Genomic DNA, 14,434 nt, shown 5'->3' with positions numbered 1-14,434 from the left:
GGCCGCTTCTTCAGCGGCCCTCGAAGGGCGACGGCCCGGCTGCAACGGCGGGGCCGTACATCCTTCGAGGCTTCCCATGCGCCGCTTCGCGCCGCATGGCGCGCACCTCAGGATGACGGTGAATAGGTGTTGCGCGTCGCATCTAGCTCTCGGCGTGCTCTGCGGCTACGCTCCTCCCAACCACAAATATCCGGGAGGCTCATCATGCCCAAGCTCGATCATCTTCGCCCCAGCGGCCTGCATCACAATCCCGCCTATTCGCATGTCGTCACCGCCACGGGGGCGCGGACGATCTACATCTCCGGTCAGGTGTCGGTGGACGAGGAAGGGCGGATCGTCGGTGAGGGCGACATCGCCGCGCAAACCACGCAGGTGATGCAGAATCTCGGGCACGCGCTGAAAGCAGCCGGGGCGAGCTACGCCAATATCGTGAAGATCACGACCTTCGTTGTGAACTACAAGCCGGAGCTGCGCCCGATCATCGGCAAGGCCCGCTCGGCCTTCTTCGAAGGGGTGGAGCCGCCGGCGAGCACACTGGTCGGCGTCTCGGCGCTCGCCGCGCCGGAATGGATGATCGAGATCGAGGCGGTGGCGGTCGCGGATTGAGATCTTTCCCGTAGCCCGGATGGAGCGAAAGCGTAATCCGGGAAGCTGCGTCCGCAGATGCACTGTCCCGGATTACGCTGCGCTCCATCGGGCTACACCTCTCTCGTGCGCGACATCTCCTGCAGAAGAACCATCGCTTTGTCTGCCCTGTCAGCCGGCACAAACAGATGATCGTGGTGGAACGCCGAAACGGCGTTCGCGCTAATGCCGGCTGCGGCGAGACGTGCCGTGATCGCCGCCAGAAAGCCCACCGCATCGAGTGCGGAGTGAACCGTCAGCGTGATCAGGCACGATGCAAATGCGTAGCGTAGTCCCGCCGTTTCGGCCTCTTCGCGAGGGATCACCAGCGTCGTTCCTTCCTGCTCGCGGAACGTCAGCAAAGGGCCGAGCGCCGCGGGAATCGGCTGGTCTGCCGGGATGGTGCAGAATACGAAGATGCCCGGCCGCACCTCCGGCTTCATGTGTCTCAGCAGTGCGTCGAGGTCGCGTTCGCCTGTCATCACTCCTGCGCCTTTTCCGGCCCCTCATATGCGATGCCGCGGATCACTGCGGCGCTGCCGAATTTCTTGCGCAAGCTGTCCACCGCGCGCTCGGCATGGGCGGCGCGGCGGTCGAGCATGTCGGTGTCGTCGGCGACTGAACCCTCGCGCAATGCGCTGACGCCGGCGCCCATCAGGCGGAAGGCGGTGCCGTCGATCTCTTTCGCCAGCATCTCGCGGCAGATCGAGAAGATCTTTGCGGCAAGCTGCGTCGGGGCCGTGATCGACTGCGAGCGGGTGCGTTGGCGGAAATCGGCGGTCTTCAGCTTCAACGTGACGGTCAGGCCGGCAAGCTCGCTGCTCTTGAGGCGAGATGACGTCTTCTCGCAGAGCCGCCACAGGATCTTCTCCAGCGTCGCGAAGTCGCGGATGTTGGTCTCGAACGTCGTCTCGCTCGAAATCGTCTTGGCGCCCCGATCAGGCTCGACGCGGCGGTCGTCGATGCCGCGCGCGAGCCGCCACAGCCTGCGGCCGTCGCTCGGGAACTGCCGCATCATCTCGATCTCGTCGGCCTTCTGCAGGTCGGCGATGATGCGGAAGCCGCGCTGCACCAGACGCTCCTGCGTTGCGGGCCCAACGCCGAAAATGAAACCGACCGGCTTCTCGGCCAGCATCGAACGAGCTTCCTCCTGGTCGAGCGCGGCAAACCCGCGCGGCTTGTCGAGGTCGGAGGCGATCTTGGCCAGGAACTTGTTGCAGGAGAGGCCGACCGAGACGCTGATGCCGATGTCGCGCTCGATGTCGCGGGCGAACCGCGCAAGCACCTTGGCCGGGATCATGCCGTGCACCCGCTCGGTGCCGGAGAGATCGAGGAAGGCCTCGTCGATCGAGAGCGGCTCGACCAGTGGCGTCAGCGCCTGCATGGCCTGGCGCACCTCGCGCCCGACCCGGACATATTTCGCAATGTCCGGCGGGATCACGGCCGCATGCGGGCAGGCTTCCAGCGCCTTGTACATCGGCATGGCCGAGCGCACGCCGTAGGTGCGCGCGATGTAGCAGGCGGCCGACACCACGCCGCGCTTGCCCCCGCCGATGATGACGGGCTTGTCGGCGATGTCGGGATTGTCGCGCTTCTCGACGGTCGCGTAGAAGGCGTCGCAGTCGATATGGGCGATGGTCAGGCTTGCAAGCGCGCGGTGGCGGGCGAGGCGGGGGGAACCGCAGGCGGAACAGCGCCGCACGCCCATATCCAGATCGGCCGAACAATCCCGGCAGAAGCAGCGGGGCCCGGCCGTCTCCAGGGAGGTCACGGCACGTCGCGCTCCCAATGGGGGTCGCCGAGCGCGTCACCGAGAACCTGCCGCGCTGCGGCAACGTTGGTCGGATGCAGTTCCGCAGCGCTGGCAAAGGCCTTCACGGTGGCGTCGTCGCGCATCACGAAATCGAGCACGCTGAGCAGGAAATTGGGGTCCGAGGCGGCCTTGCGCAGCATCTCCGGGCCGACCCCTGTCTCGGCCAGGAACAGGCCCAGCCGCTCGGGTTCGCCCGCGACGAAGGACAGCGCCTGAAGCGCAACGATTTCAGCGACTTCGCGCGGGTTGTGAACAGGCTTTTTCACGGGGCCGGTTTGCCTTTCCGTTAACTTTCGGTGTCTACTTTGGGCCACCATGCCCGAGTCTCGTTCGTAAGTCTTGCGACCCCCGACAAGCAACTGGAAACCACATCGCAGAAAGTCGGCCCTCGGGTTTAACGAAACTCAAGCGAATTCGAGGCTAGTTTGAATCCAGTTTTCGAAGCGCCGGCGACCGGCGCCTGAGGCGTCACATGCATCGGTCTGCGGACCAATCAGGAGGGCGGGATGGCTAAGACCGTCCTGATCGTGGAAGACAACGAGCTCAACATGAAGCTCTTCCGCGACCTGTTGGAGGCGCACGGCTACCAGACCACCGGCACCAGCAACGGCTACGAGGCGCTCGACCTCGTTCGCAAGATGCGGCCCGACCTCGTGCTGATGGATATCCAATTGCCGCAGGTCTCGGGCCTGGAGGTGACGCGCTGGATCAAGGACGATCCGGAGCTGCGCAATATTCCCGTCGTCGCCGTCACCGCGTTCGCGATGAAGGGCGACGAAGAGCGCATCCGCGAGGGCGGCTGCGAGGCCTATTTGTCCAAGCCGATCTCGGTCGGCAAATTCATTGAGACGGTCCGACGTTTCATCGGATAGGAAGTGAGTTCACAGTGTCCGCGCGTATCCTCGTCGTCGACGACGTTCCTGCCAACGTCAAGCTGCTCGAAGCCCGCCTGTCCGCCGAATATTTCGACGTGATGACCGCCGCGAACGGCACCGAGGCGCTGGCGATCTGCGCCCGCGCCGAATGCGACATCATCCTGCTCGACGTCATGATGCCGGACATGGACGGTTTCGAGGTCTGCCGCCGCCTCAAGACCAATCCGGCCACGCATCACATTCCCGTCGTGATGGTCACCGCGCTCGACAGCCCGTCCGACCGCAACCGCGGGCTGGAAGCCGGCGCCGACGATTTCCTGACGAAACCCGTCTCCGACGTCGTGCTGATCGCGCGCGTGCGCTCGCTGACCCGGCTGAAGATGATGACCGATGAGCTGCGCATGCGCGCCATCACCTCGCTCGAGATCGGCATGCAGGCGCCTGAGCGCAGTGCAATCTCCGACACCGGCAAGGGCGGCCGCATCCTGCTGGTCGACGACCGCCAGTCCTCCTATGAGCGGCTGGCGACGATCCTCGCCGCCGAGCACACCATCGACGTCGAGCCGAACCCGACGGAGGCGCTGTTCCACGCCGCCGAGGGCAATTACGATCTGCTGATCGTCTCGCTTGACCTCAACAATTTCGACGGCCTTCGGCTGTGCAGCCAGGCGCGCTCGCTGGAGCGCACGCGGCATGTGCCGATCCTGGCGATCGCCGACCCCGAGAACGCGACGCGGCTGCTGCGTGGGCTCGAGATCGGGGTCAACGACTATCTGCTGCGTCCCATCGACAAGATCGAGCTGCTGGCGCGTGCCCGCACCCAGATCCGCCGCCGCCGTTACACCGACCATCTGCGCGACAACGTGCAGAACTCGATCGAGATGGCGATCACGGATGCGCTCACCGGCCTGCACAATCGCCGCTACATGGAGAGCCATCTCGCGACGCTGGCCGAGCAGGCCGCGACCCGCGGCAAGCCGCTGGCGCTGATGATCCTGGACATCGACTACTTCAAGTCGATCAACGACAATTACGGCCACGATGCCGGCGACGACGTGCTGCGCGAATTCGCCGTGCGGGTGCGCAAGTCGATCCGCGGCATCGACCTTGCCTGCCGCTATGGCGGCGAGGAATTCGTCATCGTGATGCCCGAGACCGATCTCCACGTCGCCGGCATGGTCGCCGAGCGCCTGCGCCGCTCGATCGCCGGCGAGCCCTTTGCGATCCACAAGGGCACCAAGCGCATCGAGGTCACGATCTCGATCGGCCTGACCACGCTGGAGCAGAAGGGCGAGGCGGTTGGCGACGTCCTCAAGCGCGCCGACACCGCGCTTTATCGCGCCAAGCACGACGGCCGCAATCGCGTGGTGTCGCACGCGGCGTGAGGCCGCTCGCACAGGCCGGCGCAAAAAAGCGCGAAAACAACCCCATGCACAGTAGCCGACGCTAGCTAAATCAATGGCTTACGCGCGTTGCAAAACGGCTGATGCAGACAGCAATGCCGTTTGACTCGTCGGGCAAAACAGGAGCATGCTGCTAGCATCACGAACATCCTACGATCTTCGCTGTCATCGCGCAGGCGAGGAATCCGGCACGCCATGGCGAACAAGCGGGCGTCCACCCTTCAAGTCAGGGAGGATACGGCTCCGACCATTCTGCCTTGGCCAGGGCCGCGCCCGTGCTGGACTTTGCGATGATCTCGTAAGTGTACAGGCCGGAATTGCAGGGGCCCCAGGTTCGTAAGCTCTCCGGCTTCACGATGTTATCCGAGGGAAATGGGATCTCCTGGCCGCCCATCTCGTAGTTCTTCTCTCTGCGAAACTTGACGACGATCGTGCGCGTGCCGGGCGGAACACTTTTCAACTTGATTTCGGGATTTGGAAAGACGGTGGTGCAGGGCCGCGGAGGTCCAAACGTGAATTGGATCTTCATCTCGTCAGCCGCGGCCGGGGTGCAGATGATCGGGAATGAAATTAGCAGCAACGACGAAAATCTAATCATGGGCACGCCCCAAAAAGAAACCAGTGTATCGGCAGGGCCGCCTGATGCCAAGTTTACCCGTTTTTCGCTCTCGCAGCCCTCTTCGGGACGTCACAAAGAGGCCCGCCGTAGCGGGCCCTGTGGAGATGGAGAAAGTCCGGGTCACTTCTGATCGACGTTGCTGGTCCCCGAACCGGGCGTGCCGATCGGCAAGCCGTTCGCCGCGTGACCGACGCCAACGCCCGGCGCACTGACAGCTCCTGGAGTTTGATCCTGCGGAAGCGTCTTGATCCCCGTCCTTGCTTGCTCCGCGGGGCTCATCTGGCCCTTGTTGTCGCTGTTGGCACCGTTGGTTGCCGTGATGCCGGACTTGTCGGTCCCGTTTGGCGTGCCCGCCTGTGTCGACCCGGACGCGGTGTTGCCCGTGCCCGAGCTGCTTGGTGCGGCCGGTGTGCTCGCGGTGTTGCCGTTCGGCGTCGGGGCCTGAACGTTCGGGTTGGTTGGAGAGTTGTTGGTGTGAGCGCCGGTCGAGGTTCCGTTTGTGCCCATGCCGGATGGCGCCGAGGGGCCTCCGTTGGCGGCGCCAGACGTGCCAGTGCCTGCGCCAGAGCTGGCAGATGATCCGGACGCGCCGCCGCTCGCGGCCGCGCCACCTGCGCCTCCGCCGGCACCGCCACCACCACCTCCGCCGCCGCCGCCGCCTTGTGCGAAGACGGGAGCGGCAACAGCGAAGGACAGTGCGGCTGTAAGAAGAAGCGATTTTCGATTCATGACCTTCTCCGGTGTAAAGAAGGTCAACGACGCCGAAATGGCGATTGTTCCTTTCAGTTCGGTCATGCAGGTGACCGCTCCCGGATTTCCGAGAGCGGCTGTTTCGTGTGGCTTGTCAGGCAGCCTTTTCCTTGAGTTCGAAGTCCATGGTCCATGTCGATTTTCCCGGCTGCGTGCGGAATATCCATATCGTCACGCTCGAACCGGGCGGGATGACGATGCTGTCCCCTTCGTGCATCGTGAACTGCCGGATGTTGCTTTCGGTCGCCCAAATCGAATGAGAATAAACGTCCTTGTCGCTGGTCTTTGTGCAGGCCAGAACTCCTCCGTTCATAACGGCGCGGGTGGCGGTCTGGCTGACGGACGAGTCCATGTGGATGGTAGGCATCGTGGCAATCTCCAAGGGAATGAAAAAACGCCAGATGCTCCCTTAGGTTGTGGCTGGCTGTCAAGCGTCACGTGACGCCCTGTCCGCTCCCTTCAGGCGATCGAAGGTGAAGCGCGGCAAACGGACGTTGGAATGCGTGCTCGCCGATCCGGACTTCTTGCCGCGGGTCGATGGGGTTCTGATCTTGCAGCTGCTTCACGGATGCCGGGCCGCCCGCTTGCCTGACTTCACTGCGGCCTCATCCCCTACGTCCACCCCGGCATTCCGCAGCAACACCTTCGCCACTTCCTTCGCGGCACGCGCCATGGCTGGGTCGTCGCGGACGAGGTCCTGCGCGATGGAGCCGTCGACCAGCAGCACGAGTTGCGTTGCGAGCGCCTCCGCGTTCGTCACGCCAAGCTCGTTCAGGCGGTCGCGAAACCAGACGCGGCGGCTTTCCTTGAAGGCGATGGCGATCTTCTTCACGGCGCGGTCCGCCGGGCCAAGCTCGGCGACCGCATTCACGAACGGGCAGCCGCGAAAGTCTTTTGCGGCGAAGCGGCGCTCCAGCGAATCGAAGGTGGCGAGGATCTGCTCGGCCGGGGGCTTGTCGGAGGGGCGGGGCTGCACGAAGCGGCGCTCGAGATAGGCCGCGATCAGCGCGTCCTTGGAGGGGAAGTGGTTGTAGAGCGTGCGCTTGGAGATGCCGATCTCGGCCGCGATGGTGTCGACGCCGATGGCGCGAATGCCCTGCAGATAGAACAGCTTGTCGGCGGTCTCGAGGATCCGCTCTTTCATCGTCTGTGGGGCGGGCGGGGGAGCCATGCGGCGGTGAATGTCCTGTTGGCTTGACAGCGCACGCCAACCATAGCCTAAGTACACAGGTCTGTGTAACCAAAATCAACTGATATTGCAGACGACGGCGCTCGCGCCGCGCCCCCAAGGGAGACAAAAATGCCCCTGTTGCAGGTTCTGCGCCCGACATTGCCCATCCTGATCGGCGCCTCGATCATGCTGACGCTGAGCATGGGGCTGCGGCAGAGCCTCGGCATCTTCATGCAGCCGCTGACCCACGACATCCATCTGTCGATCTCCGATTTCACGCTGGCGCTGGCCGTGCAAAACCTCGCCTGGGGCTTTCTCCAGCCGCTCGCCGGCGCGATGACCACGCGCTACGGCTTCCGTCCGATCATGATCGCTGGCTCCTTCATGTACATCGCGGGCCTGGTGCTGATGGCAACCGCGAGCGGTCTCGTCGCCATCATGATCGGCGCCGGTGTGCTGATCGGGACGTCGCTGGCCTGCACCGCGGCGGCGATCGCAATGTCGGTGGCGGCGCGCGCCGTGCCCGCGACGGTGCGTTCCACCGTGCTCGGCATCGTCTCCGGCGCGGGCTCGCTCGGCGCACTGCTGTCGGCGCCGATCGGGCAGATGCTCAACGAGGGCTTTGGCTGGCGCGTTGGGCTGGCCGGCTTCGTGGTGATGTCGGTGCTGATGATCCCCGCGGCCTGGTATGCCGGACGCGTCGACGCGGTCCCGCTGCCGAAGCCCGCGACTGACGAGATCGTCGATGCCACGGCCATGATCGCGGCGAAGACCGCATTCGGCAACGCGTCGTTCGTGGTGATGACCTGCGCCTATCTCGTCTGCGGCATGCAGCTCGTGTTCCTCACGACGCACCTGCCGTCCTATCTCGCGATCTGCGGCCTCGATCCGATGCTGAGCGCGCAGACGCTCGGCATGATCGGCGGCTTCAACGTGCTGGGCTCGCTGTTCTTCGGCTGGGCCGGCCAGCGCTGGAACAAGCTCGCGCTGCTCGGCGGCATCTACGTCTTCCGCTCACTCGCGCTGGCCTGGTACTTCATGCTGCCGGCGACGCCGGCCTCGACCTTGCTGTTCGGCGCGATCATGGGCTTCCTCTGGATGGGTGTGGGACCGCTGGTCGCGGGCGCCGTCGCCGAGATGTTCGGCCTGCGCTGGCAGGCGATGATCCAGGGCCTCGCCTTCATGAGCCACCAGATCGGCAGCTTTCTCGGTGCGTATGGAGGAGGCGTGCTCTACGACGCGCTCGGCTCCTATACGATGGCTTGGCGCATCGGCGTCGCGCTGGGGCTGGCCGGCGGCATCGTGCAGGTGGCCTTCGCGCTGATCCGTCCGTCGCAACCGCCGGCGCCGGTGTTGCGGACGGCGTAGGCGAGCCGTGTCTTCAGTGGTGCAGGCTTTCGGGAGCCGAATCGAAGTCGCACGGCTTTGTTGTCATTGGGGGCTTCAGGCCGAAGCGGTGGTCATCACCCGCGAGCAAGCTTCATGACAGGGTTCGAAGCTCTTCGACACCGACCGGCGGTTTGCTTCGCCAGTCGACGATGAAGGCACGTTTTGCGAGCCCATTCTGAACGCGAGCTATCTGCGTCCGCTCCGCAGCGAGCCGAAGCCGCAACAGGGGATCGCGTGTCCCCGAGACGGTGAGGCTTTTATTGATGACCCAGCCATATGGTTCGACTTCGGCACGCCGCAAGTCATCCTGAAGGGAGGCGGCCTCGGAAACCGGCGTCGTCTCCGGCAGCGTCACCAGAATGACCTTTGTGTGGGTTGGGTCCTGCAGTCTCATCAGGGGGGTAACGATACGTCCCGGACCGCTCGTCGCAAGTTGGCTCGTCATCTGGCGATGATAGGCTCCGGTGGCGTCCAGCAGGAGCAGCGTATGGCCCGTCGGCGCCGTATCGAGCACCACGAAGGCGCTCCGGGCCTCCGCAACGACGTGCGAGAAGGCATGAAAAACAGCGACCTCCTCGGTACACGGCGAAGCAAGATCCTCCAGCAGAAGAGCCTTACCCTGCGCGTCGAGGTCACGGCCACGATTCGCCATGATTTTCGCGATATAGCGCTCCGTCTCGGCCCGGGGGTCGATCCGGTCGACCGTCAGACCTGGCATCACGCCATCGACGACGAAACTGACGTGAGCTGCGGGATCGGTCGTGCTGAGATGGACGGCGTGACCCCGCTTCGCCAATCCCACCGCGATGGCGGCAGCAATCGTCGTCTTTCCGACGCCGCCCTTGCCCATCACCATGATGAGGCCACGCTTGCCCTGCGCGATGTCATCGACCAACCGGTCCAGGCCCGGCAAGTCGACCGGTTCTGTGTTTGACTCGCTGGATAGAACCGATGGCTGATTGGTGGGCGACAGGAGCGCCCTTAGAGCGGTCAGGCCGACGATGTCGAAGCCAAGCAAAGGAATCTCGTCTCGTGGCAGTTTCGCGAGCGACGCCGGCATTGCGGCCAGCGCCTCGTCCTGGTCCCGCTCAAGGGCAACTGCAACGACATCAGTCGGGTCCGTGGCGTGGAAGCGCCCGTTCACCACGAGGGCCTGATTCGAGAGATTGAGCGCATCAAGTTCGCCCGATGTCCTCGCCGCCTCGCGGACGGCGCCGCGATCGGCGCGGGTGACCAAGATGATGGTGGTTTGCCTGGCATCGCCCAAGGCCTGGAGCGCCTTTCGAAAGCGGTCCTCCTGCATCTTCAGACCTGAATGCGGCCCGAGGCAGGACGCGCCCCGATCATTGTCCTTGAGAAAGCCCGTCCATGCCTTGGGCAGGCTAAGGAGCCGCAACGTGTGACCGGTCGGAGCGGTATCGAATATGATGCGATCGAACCCAGCCACATCGCCGTCCAGCAGTCCCACGAACTCGTCAAAGGCGGCTATTTCGGTGGTGCAGGCGCCGGAGAGCTGCTCACGCACAGTCGATCGCTCGCCGGTGGTAACTTCGGGTCCGAGCTGTTCGAGGACTCGGCTACGATAGTTTTCGGCAGCTGCCTCGGGATCGATATTCATCGCCGAGAGTCCGGTCACGTTTGGCACCGGCGTAGGGCGATCGGTCAAAGTGACTGCGAGCATCTCGTCGAGGTTCGATGCAGGGTCGGTGCTGACGATGAGAACGCGCAGTCCACGGTCGGCGAGGCCAACGGCCGTGGCGCACGCAAGAGAGGTTTTGCCGACGCCGCCCTTTCCGGTGAAAAACAGATACGGGGTTGGGGCGGTCAGCGCGCGAAAGTGCGGCATCGTAGGTTCTCTTGGGGCTGTCGCGGTCATGCGACGGATTTTCGCCTGGTCCAGGTGCCGCGATGAGCACTGCGTTCGAGATGATTCATCGGCTCAACGCTTCCGGCATGCCGGACGACCGCCGCGCCCAGGCAGCTCATACCTTCTTTTCGCGAAGACGCGCTCAATTCATCGATTCAAGCGCAAGCGCGATTCCCTGGCCGCCGCCGATGCAAAGAGTGACAATACCCTTTTTGACACCATCGCGTTTCATAGAATGCAGCAGTCGAGTGGTAAGCACCGCGCCGGAGGCACCGATCGGATGACCATGCGCGATCGCGCCGCCCTCCACATTGACGATGCTGGGTTCGAGGCCCAGATCCTTCGCAACCGCAATTGCGATCGCCGCGAACGCCTCGTTGATTTCAATGCGCTGGATGTCCGAGTTTTTCCAGCCGGCCCGTTCGAGTGCCTGCTTTACCGCCGGAACCGGCCCCAATCCGAACATGCCTGGTTCGACGGCGCCGATTCCGTAGGCGACCAGGCGCGCCATCGGCGCCAGGCCCTTCTTGTCGGCCCAAGCGCGATCGGCCACGATCATCGCCGACGCGCCGGTGTTGAGCCCGGGCGCGTTGCCGGCTGTAATGGTGCCATCTTTACGGAACGCCGGCTTCAGCTTTCCGAGGCTTTCCATCGTGGTATCGGGCCGGTTGTGCTCGTCCTTGTCGAACTTTGTCGGACCCTTGCGGGAGGCAATTTCGACCGCCACGATTTCCGCGGCAAATTTGCCACCAGCCTGTGCCGCAGAAAAGCGCCGCTGTGAGCGTTCGGCCCAACGGTCCTGCTCTTCGCGGGTGATCTGATGTGAGGCCGCGAGATCTTCCGTATGCCATCCGGAATGTTGACCGGAGAAAGCGTCATTAAGACCATCCATCAGCATCGCATCGAATATCTTCGCGTCACCCATGCGATAGCCCCAGCGCCCGGAGCCCATGAGATACGGGGCACGGTCCATGTTCTCCATGCCGCCGGCAATCGCGCTGTCTGTGAATCCGAGCATCACCTCCTGAGCAGCACTCGCAATCGCCTGCGCACCCGAACCGCAGACTCGGTTGACCGTCAGCGCCGGAACACTAACCGGAACGCCGCCATTGATGGCCGCTTGCCGGGCTGGGTTCATCTTGTTGCCGGCCTGAATGACGTTGCCCATGACGATAGTGCCGACATCGCCGGGAGACAGTTTCGCGCGTTCAAGCGTAGCACGGATTGCCACGGCACCAAGTTCGACCGCAGGTAGATCCTTCAGCGCGCCGCCATACGTGCCGATCGCTGTACGCACGGGTGAGCAGATCACGACTTCCTTATTGGCCATGGGAAAGAACACCAACCCCATGGTCGCCCATCCGAGCACGCCGTATGCCATTCCTTTGATCGCTCCGATATTGCCGGGCAGCCATCGATAGAGATGTCCAAAGGCGAGACTGACGAAGGTTGAGCCATTCAGGAATGAAAATAGCCACGGCACCACTGGATGGATTGCCGTGCCGGTCACATGGCTCAGCGTCGTTTGGAGGCTTTCGTAGGGCTGGAATGATGGAAGCAGTCCAGCCCAAAACTTGAAGTACATCAGCAGCGAATGCGCGATGCTTCCGCACAATCCTGCAACCACTGCCTTCCAAATCATGTTGCCTGAAGGCATGCCAAGTCGTCCATTCTCGGAAGTAGCTTTCCAACATGGGCGCGCGGTCGCTGCCACTCGTTGCAATCATGGGCTCAATTCGGTTGAGGGCGTCAATCTCGTCTCGGCTAGTACGGCAGGTGCATGTCGGTTCCCGACGACGACGATCGGAACGGCCATGAAGCCGCTAATCAGAAGCAGCCAATCCTGCCGAACGTCCAGGAAGATAGCTGCGCTCCCGCCGATGATTGACCAGATGAAGGGGATCACCAGGAGCGAGTATGAGAAGCGGTCGGTCGTCATAAGTAAAAAGCCGAAGGTGAAGATGGTAACAGGGCAAGGAGCTACACCGAACATCGGTAACGTCGGCCAAGAATGCCCCGCTGCAATTCCGATCATCGGATAGATGAGAGATGCGTAGAGAATAAACCCCGCGCCGATCACCGCTCGAAGCCCGAAACTCATCGCGAAGCGAAGTCGGCCGCAGACGACACCCGTGTAGAGCAGTGCCACGCCCTCTATGACGAACAAGACGCCAAAGGCGAACGCGGCCTTGTTTACCGAGGAGAAGAAGACGCCGTGATAGAAAATACCGGTGCTCAGCCACATCAATCCGAGGACGGCTGAGACAACGCGATCAGAGGCACGGCCTTTCCAGAGAACGGCGGCGACGGCGATGGCGCCAAGCGCATAGGCAAGAATTTGCGCGGGCCAGATCGCCGTATTGTAGGCCGCGAAGACGCTGAGGAACTGCTCAGGCGTGAAGGGAAGCATGGTGCGCTCCTGCCCGATCGTTTGAGCGTAGAGGACTGCGTTGCTTCGCTGCTTGATGAGGATCAACGTCCCTCGGGGTCAGCTCGCGGCCGAGGGGCGACATGGAGGCTGTCCGTCGCAGCCGCCGACACCGGTGTTGCGGATGGCCTTGCGGCCAGCAGAGCTCTTGTGAGAGCGCGGCTAGGACGCCGCGACCGTCACCTTGACCGAGACGGGCAGCGGAAGGCGCAGCCCTCGAGCCAACGCCGGACGTCTCGATTTCGGCTGTCTCTCCGGCAGCTTTCCGAAATACGCGACGGTCAGTGTCAGCGCGCTTCTGACGGCGGGCTCGACCTTCGCACAAATGAACCAGCAGACCAGAACAAGCATGCCCAACGCGACCCATACGGCCGAGGTGGCGTCCCAGCCGGCATCGATCAGGGCACGAATGATTGCCGTGCCAATGACGTTGTGGGTGAGATAGAGCGGATAGGTGATCAGTCCGAGCGTTCTCAAATAGGCTGGCGTCTTGGGGGACGCGATGCCCGCAGAATGCCTGTGCCGATTCGCGGCGAGGGCAATGAGGAGTACCGCAGCCGCCCAAACCGCGATCGGCACAAGGGCTGACTGATCCGAGATGGCGGGGATGGACGTCAAGAAGAACGAGGCGAAAAAGTAGATTTCCGCTGCGCCCGAAAGACAGGTGATGGCGATTGCGAGCTGTTCGAGCGCCGTCAATTGTCTGTTCGCGGAAATGAACAGCCATATCCCCAGCGCAAAGAAGCAGCCATGCGACAACAGGAATGCTGCGCATGGCACCCGAAACATCAGGATGATAAGATAGGGCAAGTCGGATGGCGTCGTGCATGACAGCACGAGCAGCGCGACGGCGTTGAAGATTGCGCTGTAGATGGTGAGACCCCAGGCCAGGTGCCGCAGGGTGATCTTCTTCGTGAGCATCGCGCAGAACACGAGGCCATAAAACGCCGTCTCGGCCGCCAGCGTCCAGTAGACCTCGTCGAGCCACTGTCCCGTGACTCCCTTGGGAACCATCAGCATCGCGTGAATGTAGGGCAGAACGAGTTCGGATGCCGGTCCGCTCCCGAAGATAAAAAGAACGAGGAAGGTCGCGGTGGCGCAAACCCAAACCGCCGGATAAATCCGGAGTGCGCGACCAAGAAGAAACTCGCCCGGCGAAGATGTGCTTGCAGAATTCGCGATGACGAAGCCGGAAATGACAAAGAAGATTTCAACGCCGACCCAGCCGAACCATGTGAAGGGCGCGGCGGACGGGTAGAGAACATCGGCGGCGACGGTGCGTTCGAAACCCGGGACGCCAATCGACACCCAAGCCCAGGACCAGAACATCTGGTGAAACACGGCGACGCCGAGGGCGGCGGCGAAGCGCAGCGGATCCAGCAACGGCAAATGGCTCTTCACGGGAATGGACCGGGTTCATGCAACGATCCCGCTGGAGGTATTGAATTGCTCCATCAAGCTCTTTGAGATGGGTCACACTTGCTTCCTCGCGCTC

Annotated in this window: 15 protein-coding genes; 4 read left to right on the top strand and 11 right to left on the bottom strand. The window is 63.1% G+C overall.

Annotation, left to right across the window (positions count from 1 at the left end; all coding sequences use genetic code 11):
- Positions 1-204: 204 nt before the first annotated feature.
- A complete protein-coding gene (locus BRA471DRAFT_RS22155) occupies positions 205-606 on the top strand; it encodes a RidA family protein (protein WP_007611284.1) in 402 nt (133 codons plus the stop codon).
- A 92-nt stretch (positions 607-698) separates the two neighbouring features.
- On the opposite strand, the gene BRA471DRAFT_RS22150 is transcribed toward BRA471DRAFT_RS22155, so the two are convergent.
- From BRA471DRAFT_RS22150 to BRA471DRAFT_RS22140, 3 genes are read right to left on the bottom strand one after another with little or no spacing between them, the layout of a single operon-like run.
- On the bottom strand, positions 699-1,106 hold the full coding sequence (locus BRA471DRAFT_RS22150) for an ACT domain-containing protein (protein WP_007611276.1): 408 nt from the start codon (positions 1,104-1,106) through the stop codon (positions 699-701).
- The gene (locus tag BRA471DRAFT_RS22145) at positions 1,106-2,395 is read right to left on the bottom strand and encodes a DNA polymerase IV (RefSeq protein WP_007611274.1); all 1,290 of its coding nucleotides are present in this window, start codon (positions 2,393-2,395) and stop codon (positions 1,106-1,108) included. Before BRA471DRAFT_RS22145 ends, BRA471DRAFT_RS22150 begins: the two co-directional genes overlap by 1 nt.
- On the bottom strand, positions 2,392-2,703 hold the full coding sequence (locus tag BRA471DRAFT_RS22140; RefSeq protein ID WP_007611273.1) for a DUF3572 domain-containing protein: 312 nt from the start codon (positions 2,701-2,703) through the stop codon (positions 2,392-2,394). Before BRA471DRAFT_RS22140 ends, BRA471DRAFT_RS22145 begins: the two co-directional genes overlap by 4 nt.
- A 240-nt stretch (positions 2,704-2,943) precedes the next feature.
- Between BRA471DRAFT_RS22140 and BRA471DRAFT_RS22135 the strand changes: the two genes are divergently transcribed.
- Together BRA471DRAFT_RS22135 and BRA471DRAFT_RS22130 are read left to right on the top strand one after the other, a co-directional pair.
- On the top strand, positions 2,944-3,309 hold the full coding sequence (locus tag BRA471DRAFT_RS22135) for a response regulator (RefSeq protein WP_007611272.1): 366 nt from the start codon (positions 2,944-2,946) through the stop codon (positions 3,307-3,309).
- A 14-nt stretch (positions 3,310-3,323) separates the two neighbouring features.
- Complete coding sequence (locus BRA471DRAFT_RS22130; RefSeq protein WP_007611271.1) at positions 3,324-4,697, top strand: PleD family two-component system response regulator; 1,374 nt, start codon at positions 3,324-3,326, stop codon at positions 4,695-4,697.
- A 244-nt stretch (positions 4,698-4,941) separates the two neighbouring features.
- Here the strand turns inward: BRA471DRAFT_RS22130 and BRA471DRAFT_RS22125 are convergent, their stop codons facing one another.
- The 4 genes from BRA471DRAFT_RS22125 to BRA471DRAFT_RS22110 form a co-directional block, all read right to left on the bottom strand.
- Positions 4,942-5,244, bottom strand: coding sequence for a hypothetical protein (locus BRA471DRAFT_RS22125; protein ID WP_231170952.1), 303 nt, complete (start codon positions 5,242-5,244; stop codon positions 4,942-4,944).
- A 210-nt stretch (positions 5,245-5,454) separates the two neighbouring features.
- Entirely contained in the window at positions 5,455-6,129 is a 675-nt protein-coding gene (locus BRA471DRAFT_RS37570) for a hypothetical protein (RefSeq protein ID WP_007611269.1), read from the bottom strand.
- A 49-nt stretch (positions 6,130-6,178) separates the two neighbouring features.
- Positions 6,179-6,451: a hypothetical protein gene (locus BRA471DRAFT_RS37565; protein WP_007611268.1), complete on the bottom strand. Its 273-nt coding sequence runs from the start codon at positions 6,449-6,451 to the stop codon at positions 6,179-6,181.
- A 195-nt stretch (positions 6,452-6,646) separates the two neighbouring features.
- Positions 6,647-7,255, bottom strand: a complete 609-nt coding sequence (locus BRA471DRAFT_RS22110) for a TetR/AcrR family transcriptional regulator (protein ID WP_007611267.1) — start codon at positions 7,253-7,255, stop codon at positions 6,647-6,649.
- A 129-nt stretch (positions 7,256-7,384) separates the two neighbouring features.
- On the opposite strand from BRA471DRAFT_RS22110, the gene BRA471DRAFT_RS22105 reads away from it, so the two are divergent.
- Positions 7,385-8,623, top strand: a complete 1,239-nt coding sequence (locus tag BRA471DRAFT_RS22105) for an MFS transporter (protein WP_007611266.1) — start codon at positions 7,385-7,387, stop codon at positions 8,621-8,623.
- 112 nt (positions 8,624-8,735) lie between these two features.
- Here BRA471DRAFT_RS22105 and arsA read toward each other — a convergent pair whose 3' ends face one another.
- The 4 genes from arsA to BRA471DRAFT_RS22085 all read right to left on the bottom strand — a co-directional run bounded on the left by arsA (position 8,736) and on the right by BRA471DRAFT_RS22085 (position 14,340).
- Positions 8,736-10,490 carry an arsenical pump-driving ATPase gene (gene arsA / locus BRA471DRAFT_RS22100; RefSeq protein WP_007611259.1) on the bottom strand — a complete coding sequence of 585 codons (1,755 nt, stop codon included), beginning with the start codon at positions 10,488-10,490 and terminating at the stop codon, positions 8,736-8,738.
- A 163-nt stretch (positions 10,491-10,653) separates the two neighbouring features.
- The gene (locus tag BRA471DRAFT_RS22095; RefSeq protein ID WP_371258330.1) at positions 10,654-12,153 is read right to left on the bottom strand and encodes an acetyl-CoA C-acyltransferase; all 1,500 of its coding nucleotides are present in this window, start codon (positions 12,151-12,153) and stop codon (positions 10,654-10,656) included.
- Between the two features lie 81 nt (positions 12,154-12,234).
- Complete coding sequence (locus BRA471DRAFT_RS22090) at positions 12,235-12,987, bottom strand: DUF6064 family protein (RefSeq protein WP_231170951.1); 753 nt, start codon at positions 12,985-12,987, stop codon at positions 12,235-12,237.
- Positions 12,988-13,101: 114 nt separating this feature from the next.
- Complete coding sequence (locus BRA471DRAFT_RS22085; RefSeq protein ID WP_157234089.1) at positions 13,102-14,340, bottom strand: acyltransferase; 1,239 nt, start codon at positions 14,338-14,340, stop codon at positions 13,102-13,104.
- Between the last annotated feature and the right edge of the window lie 94 nt (positions 14,341-14,434).

It is taken from the genome of Bradyrhizobium sp. WSM471 (assembly GCF_000244915.1).
In the GTDB taxonomy this organism is placed as follows: domain Bacteria; phylum Pseudomonadota; class Alphaproteobacteria; order Rhizobiales; family Xanthobacteraceae; genus Bradyrhizobium.
The sequence above is the reverse complement of the archived record's forward strand: the minus strand, read 5'-3'. Positions and strand labels throughout refer to the sequence as shown.

What these genes read in the sequence shown, in the direction of transcription:
- BRA471DRAFT_RS22110 (WP_007611267.1), bottom strand. Translation starts at nt 7,255, where the DNA reads ATGGCTCCCCCGCCCGCCCCACAGACGATGAAAGAGCGGATCCTCGAG.
- BRA471DRAFT_RS22125 (WP_231170952.1), bottom strand. Translation starts at nt 5,244, where the DNA reads ATGAAGATCCAATTCACGTTTGGACCTCCGCGGCCCTGCACCACCGTC.
- BRA471DRAFT_RS37570 (WP_007611269.1), bottom strand. Translation starts at nt 6,129, where the DNA reads ATGACCGAACTGAAAGGAACAATCGCCATTTCGGCGTCGTTGACCTTC.
- BRA471DRAFT_RS37565 (WP_007611268.1), bottom strand. Translation starts at nt 6,451, where the DNA reads ATGCCTACCATCCACATGGACTCGTCCGTCAGCCAGACCGCCACCCGC.
- arsA (WP_007611259.1), bottom strand. Translation starts at nt 10,490, where the DNA reads ATGCCGCACTTTCGCGCGCTGACCGCCCCAACCCCGTATCTGTTTTTC.
- BRA471DRAFT_RS22105 (WP_007611266.1), top strand. Translation starts at nt 7,385, where the DNA reads ATGCCCCTGTTGCAGGTTCTGCGCCCGACATTGCCCATCCTGATCGGC.
- BRA471DRAFT_RS22155 (WP_007611284.1), top strand. Translation starts at nt 205, where the DNA reads ATGCCCAAGCTCGATCATCTTCGCCCCAGCGGCCTGCATCACAATCCC.
- BRA471DRAFT_RS22095 (WP_371258330.1), bottom strand. Translation starts at nt 12,153, where the DNA reads ATGATTTGGAAGGCAGTGGTTGCAGGATTGTGCGGAAGCATCGCGCAT.
- BRA471DRAFT_RS22150 (WP_007611276.1), bottom strand. Translation starts at nt 1,106, where the DNA reads ATGACAGGCGAACGCGACCTCGACGCACTGCTGAGACACATGAAGCCG.
- BRA471DRAFT_RS22135 (WP_007611272.1), top strand. Translation starts at nt 2,944, where the DNA reads ATGGCTAAGACCGTCCTGATCGTGGAAGACAACGAGCTCAACATGAAG.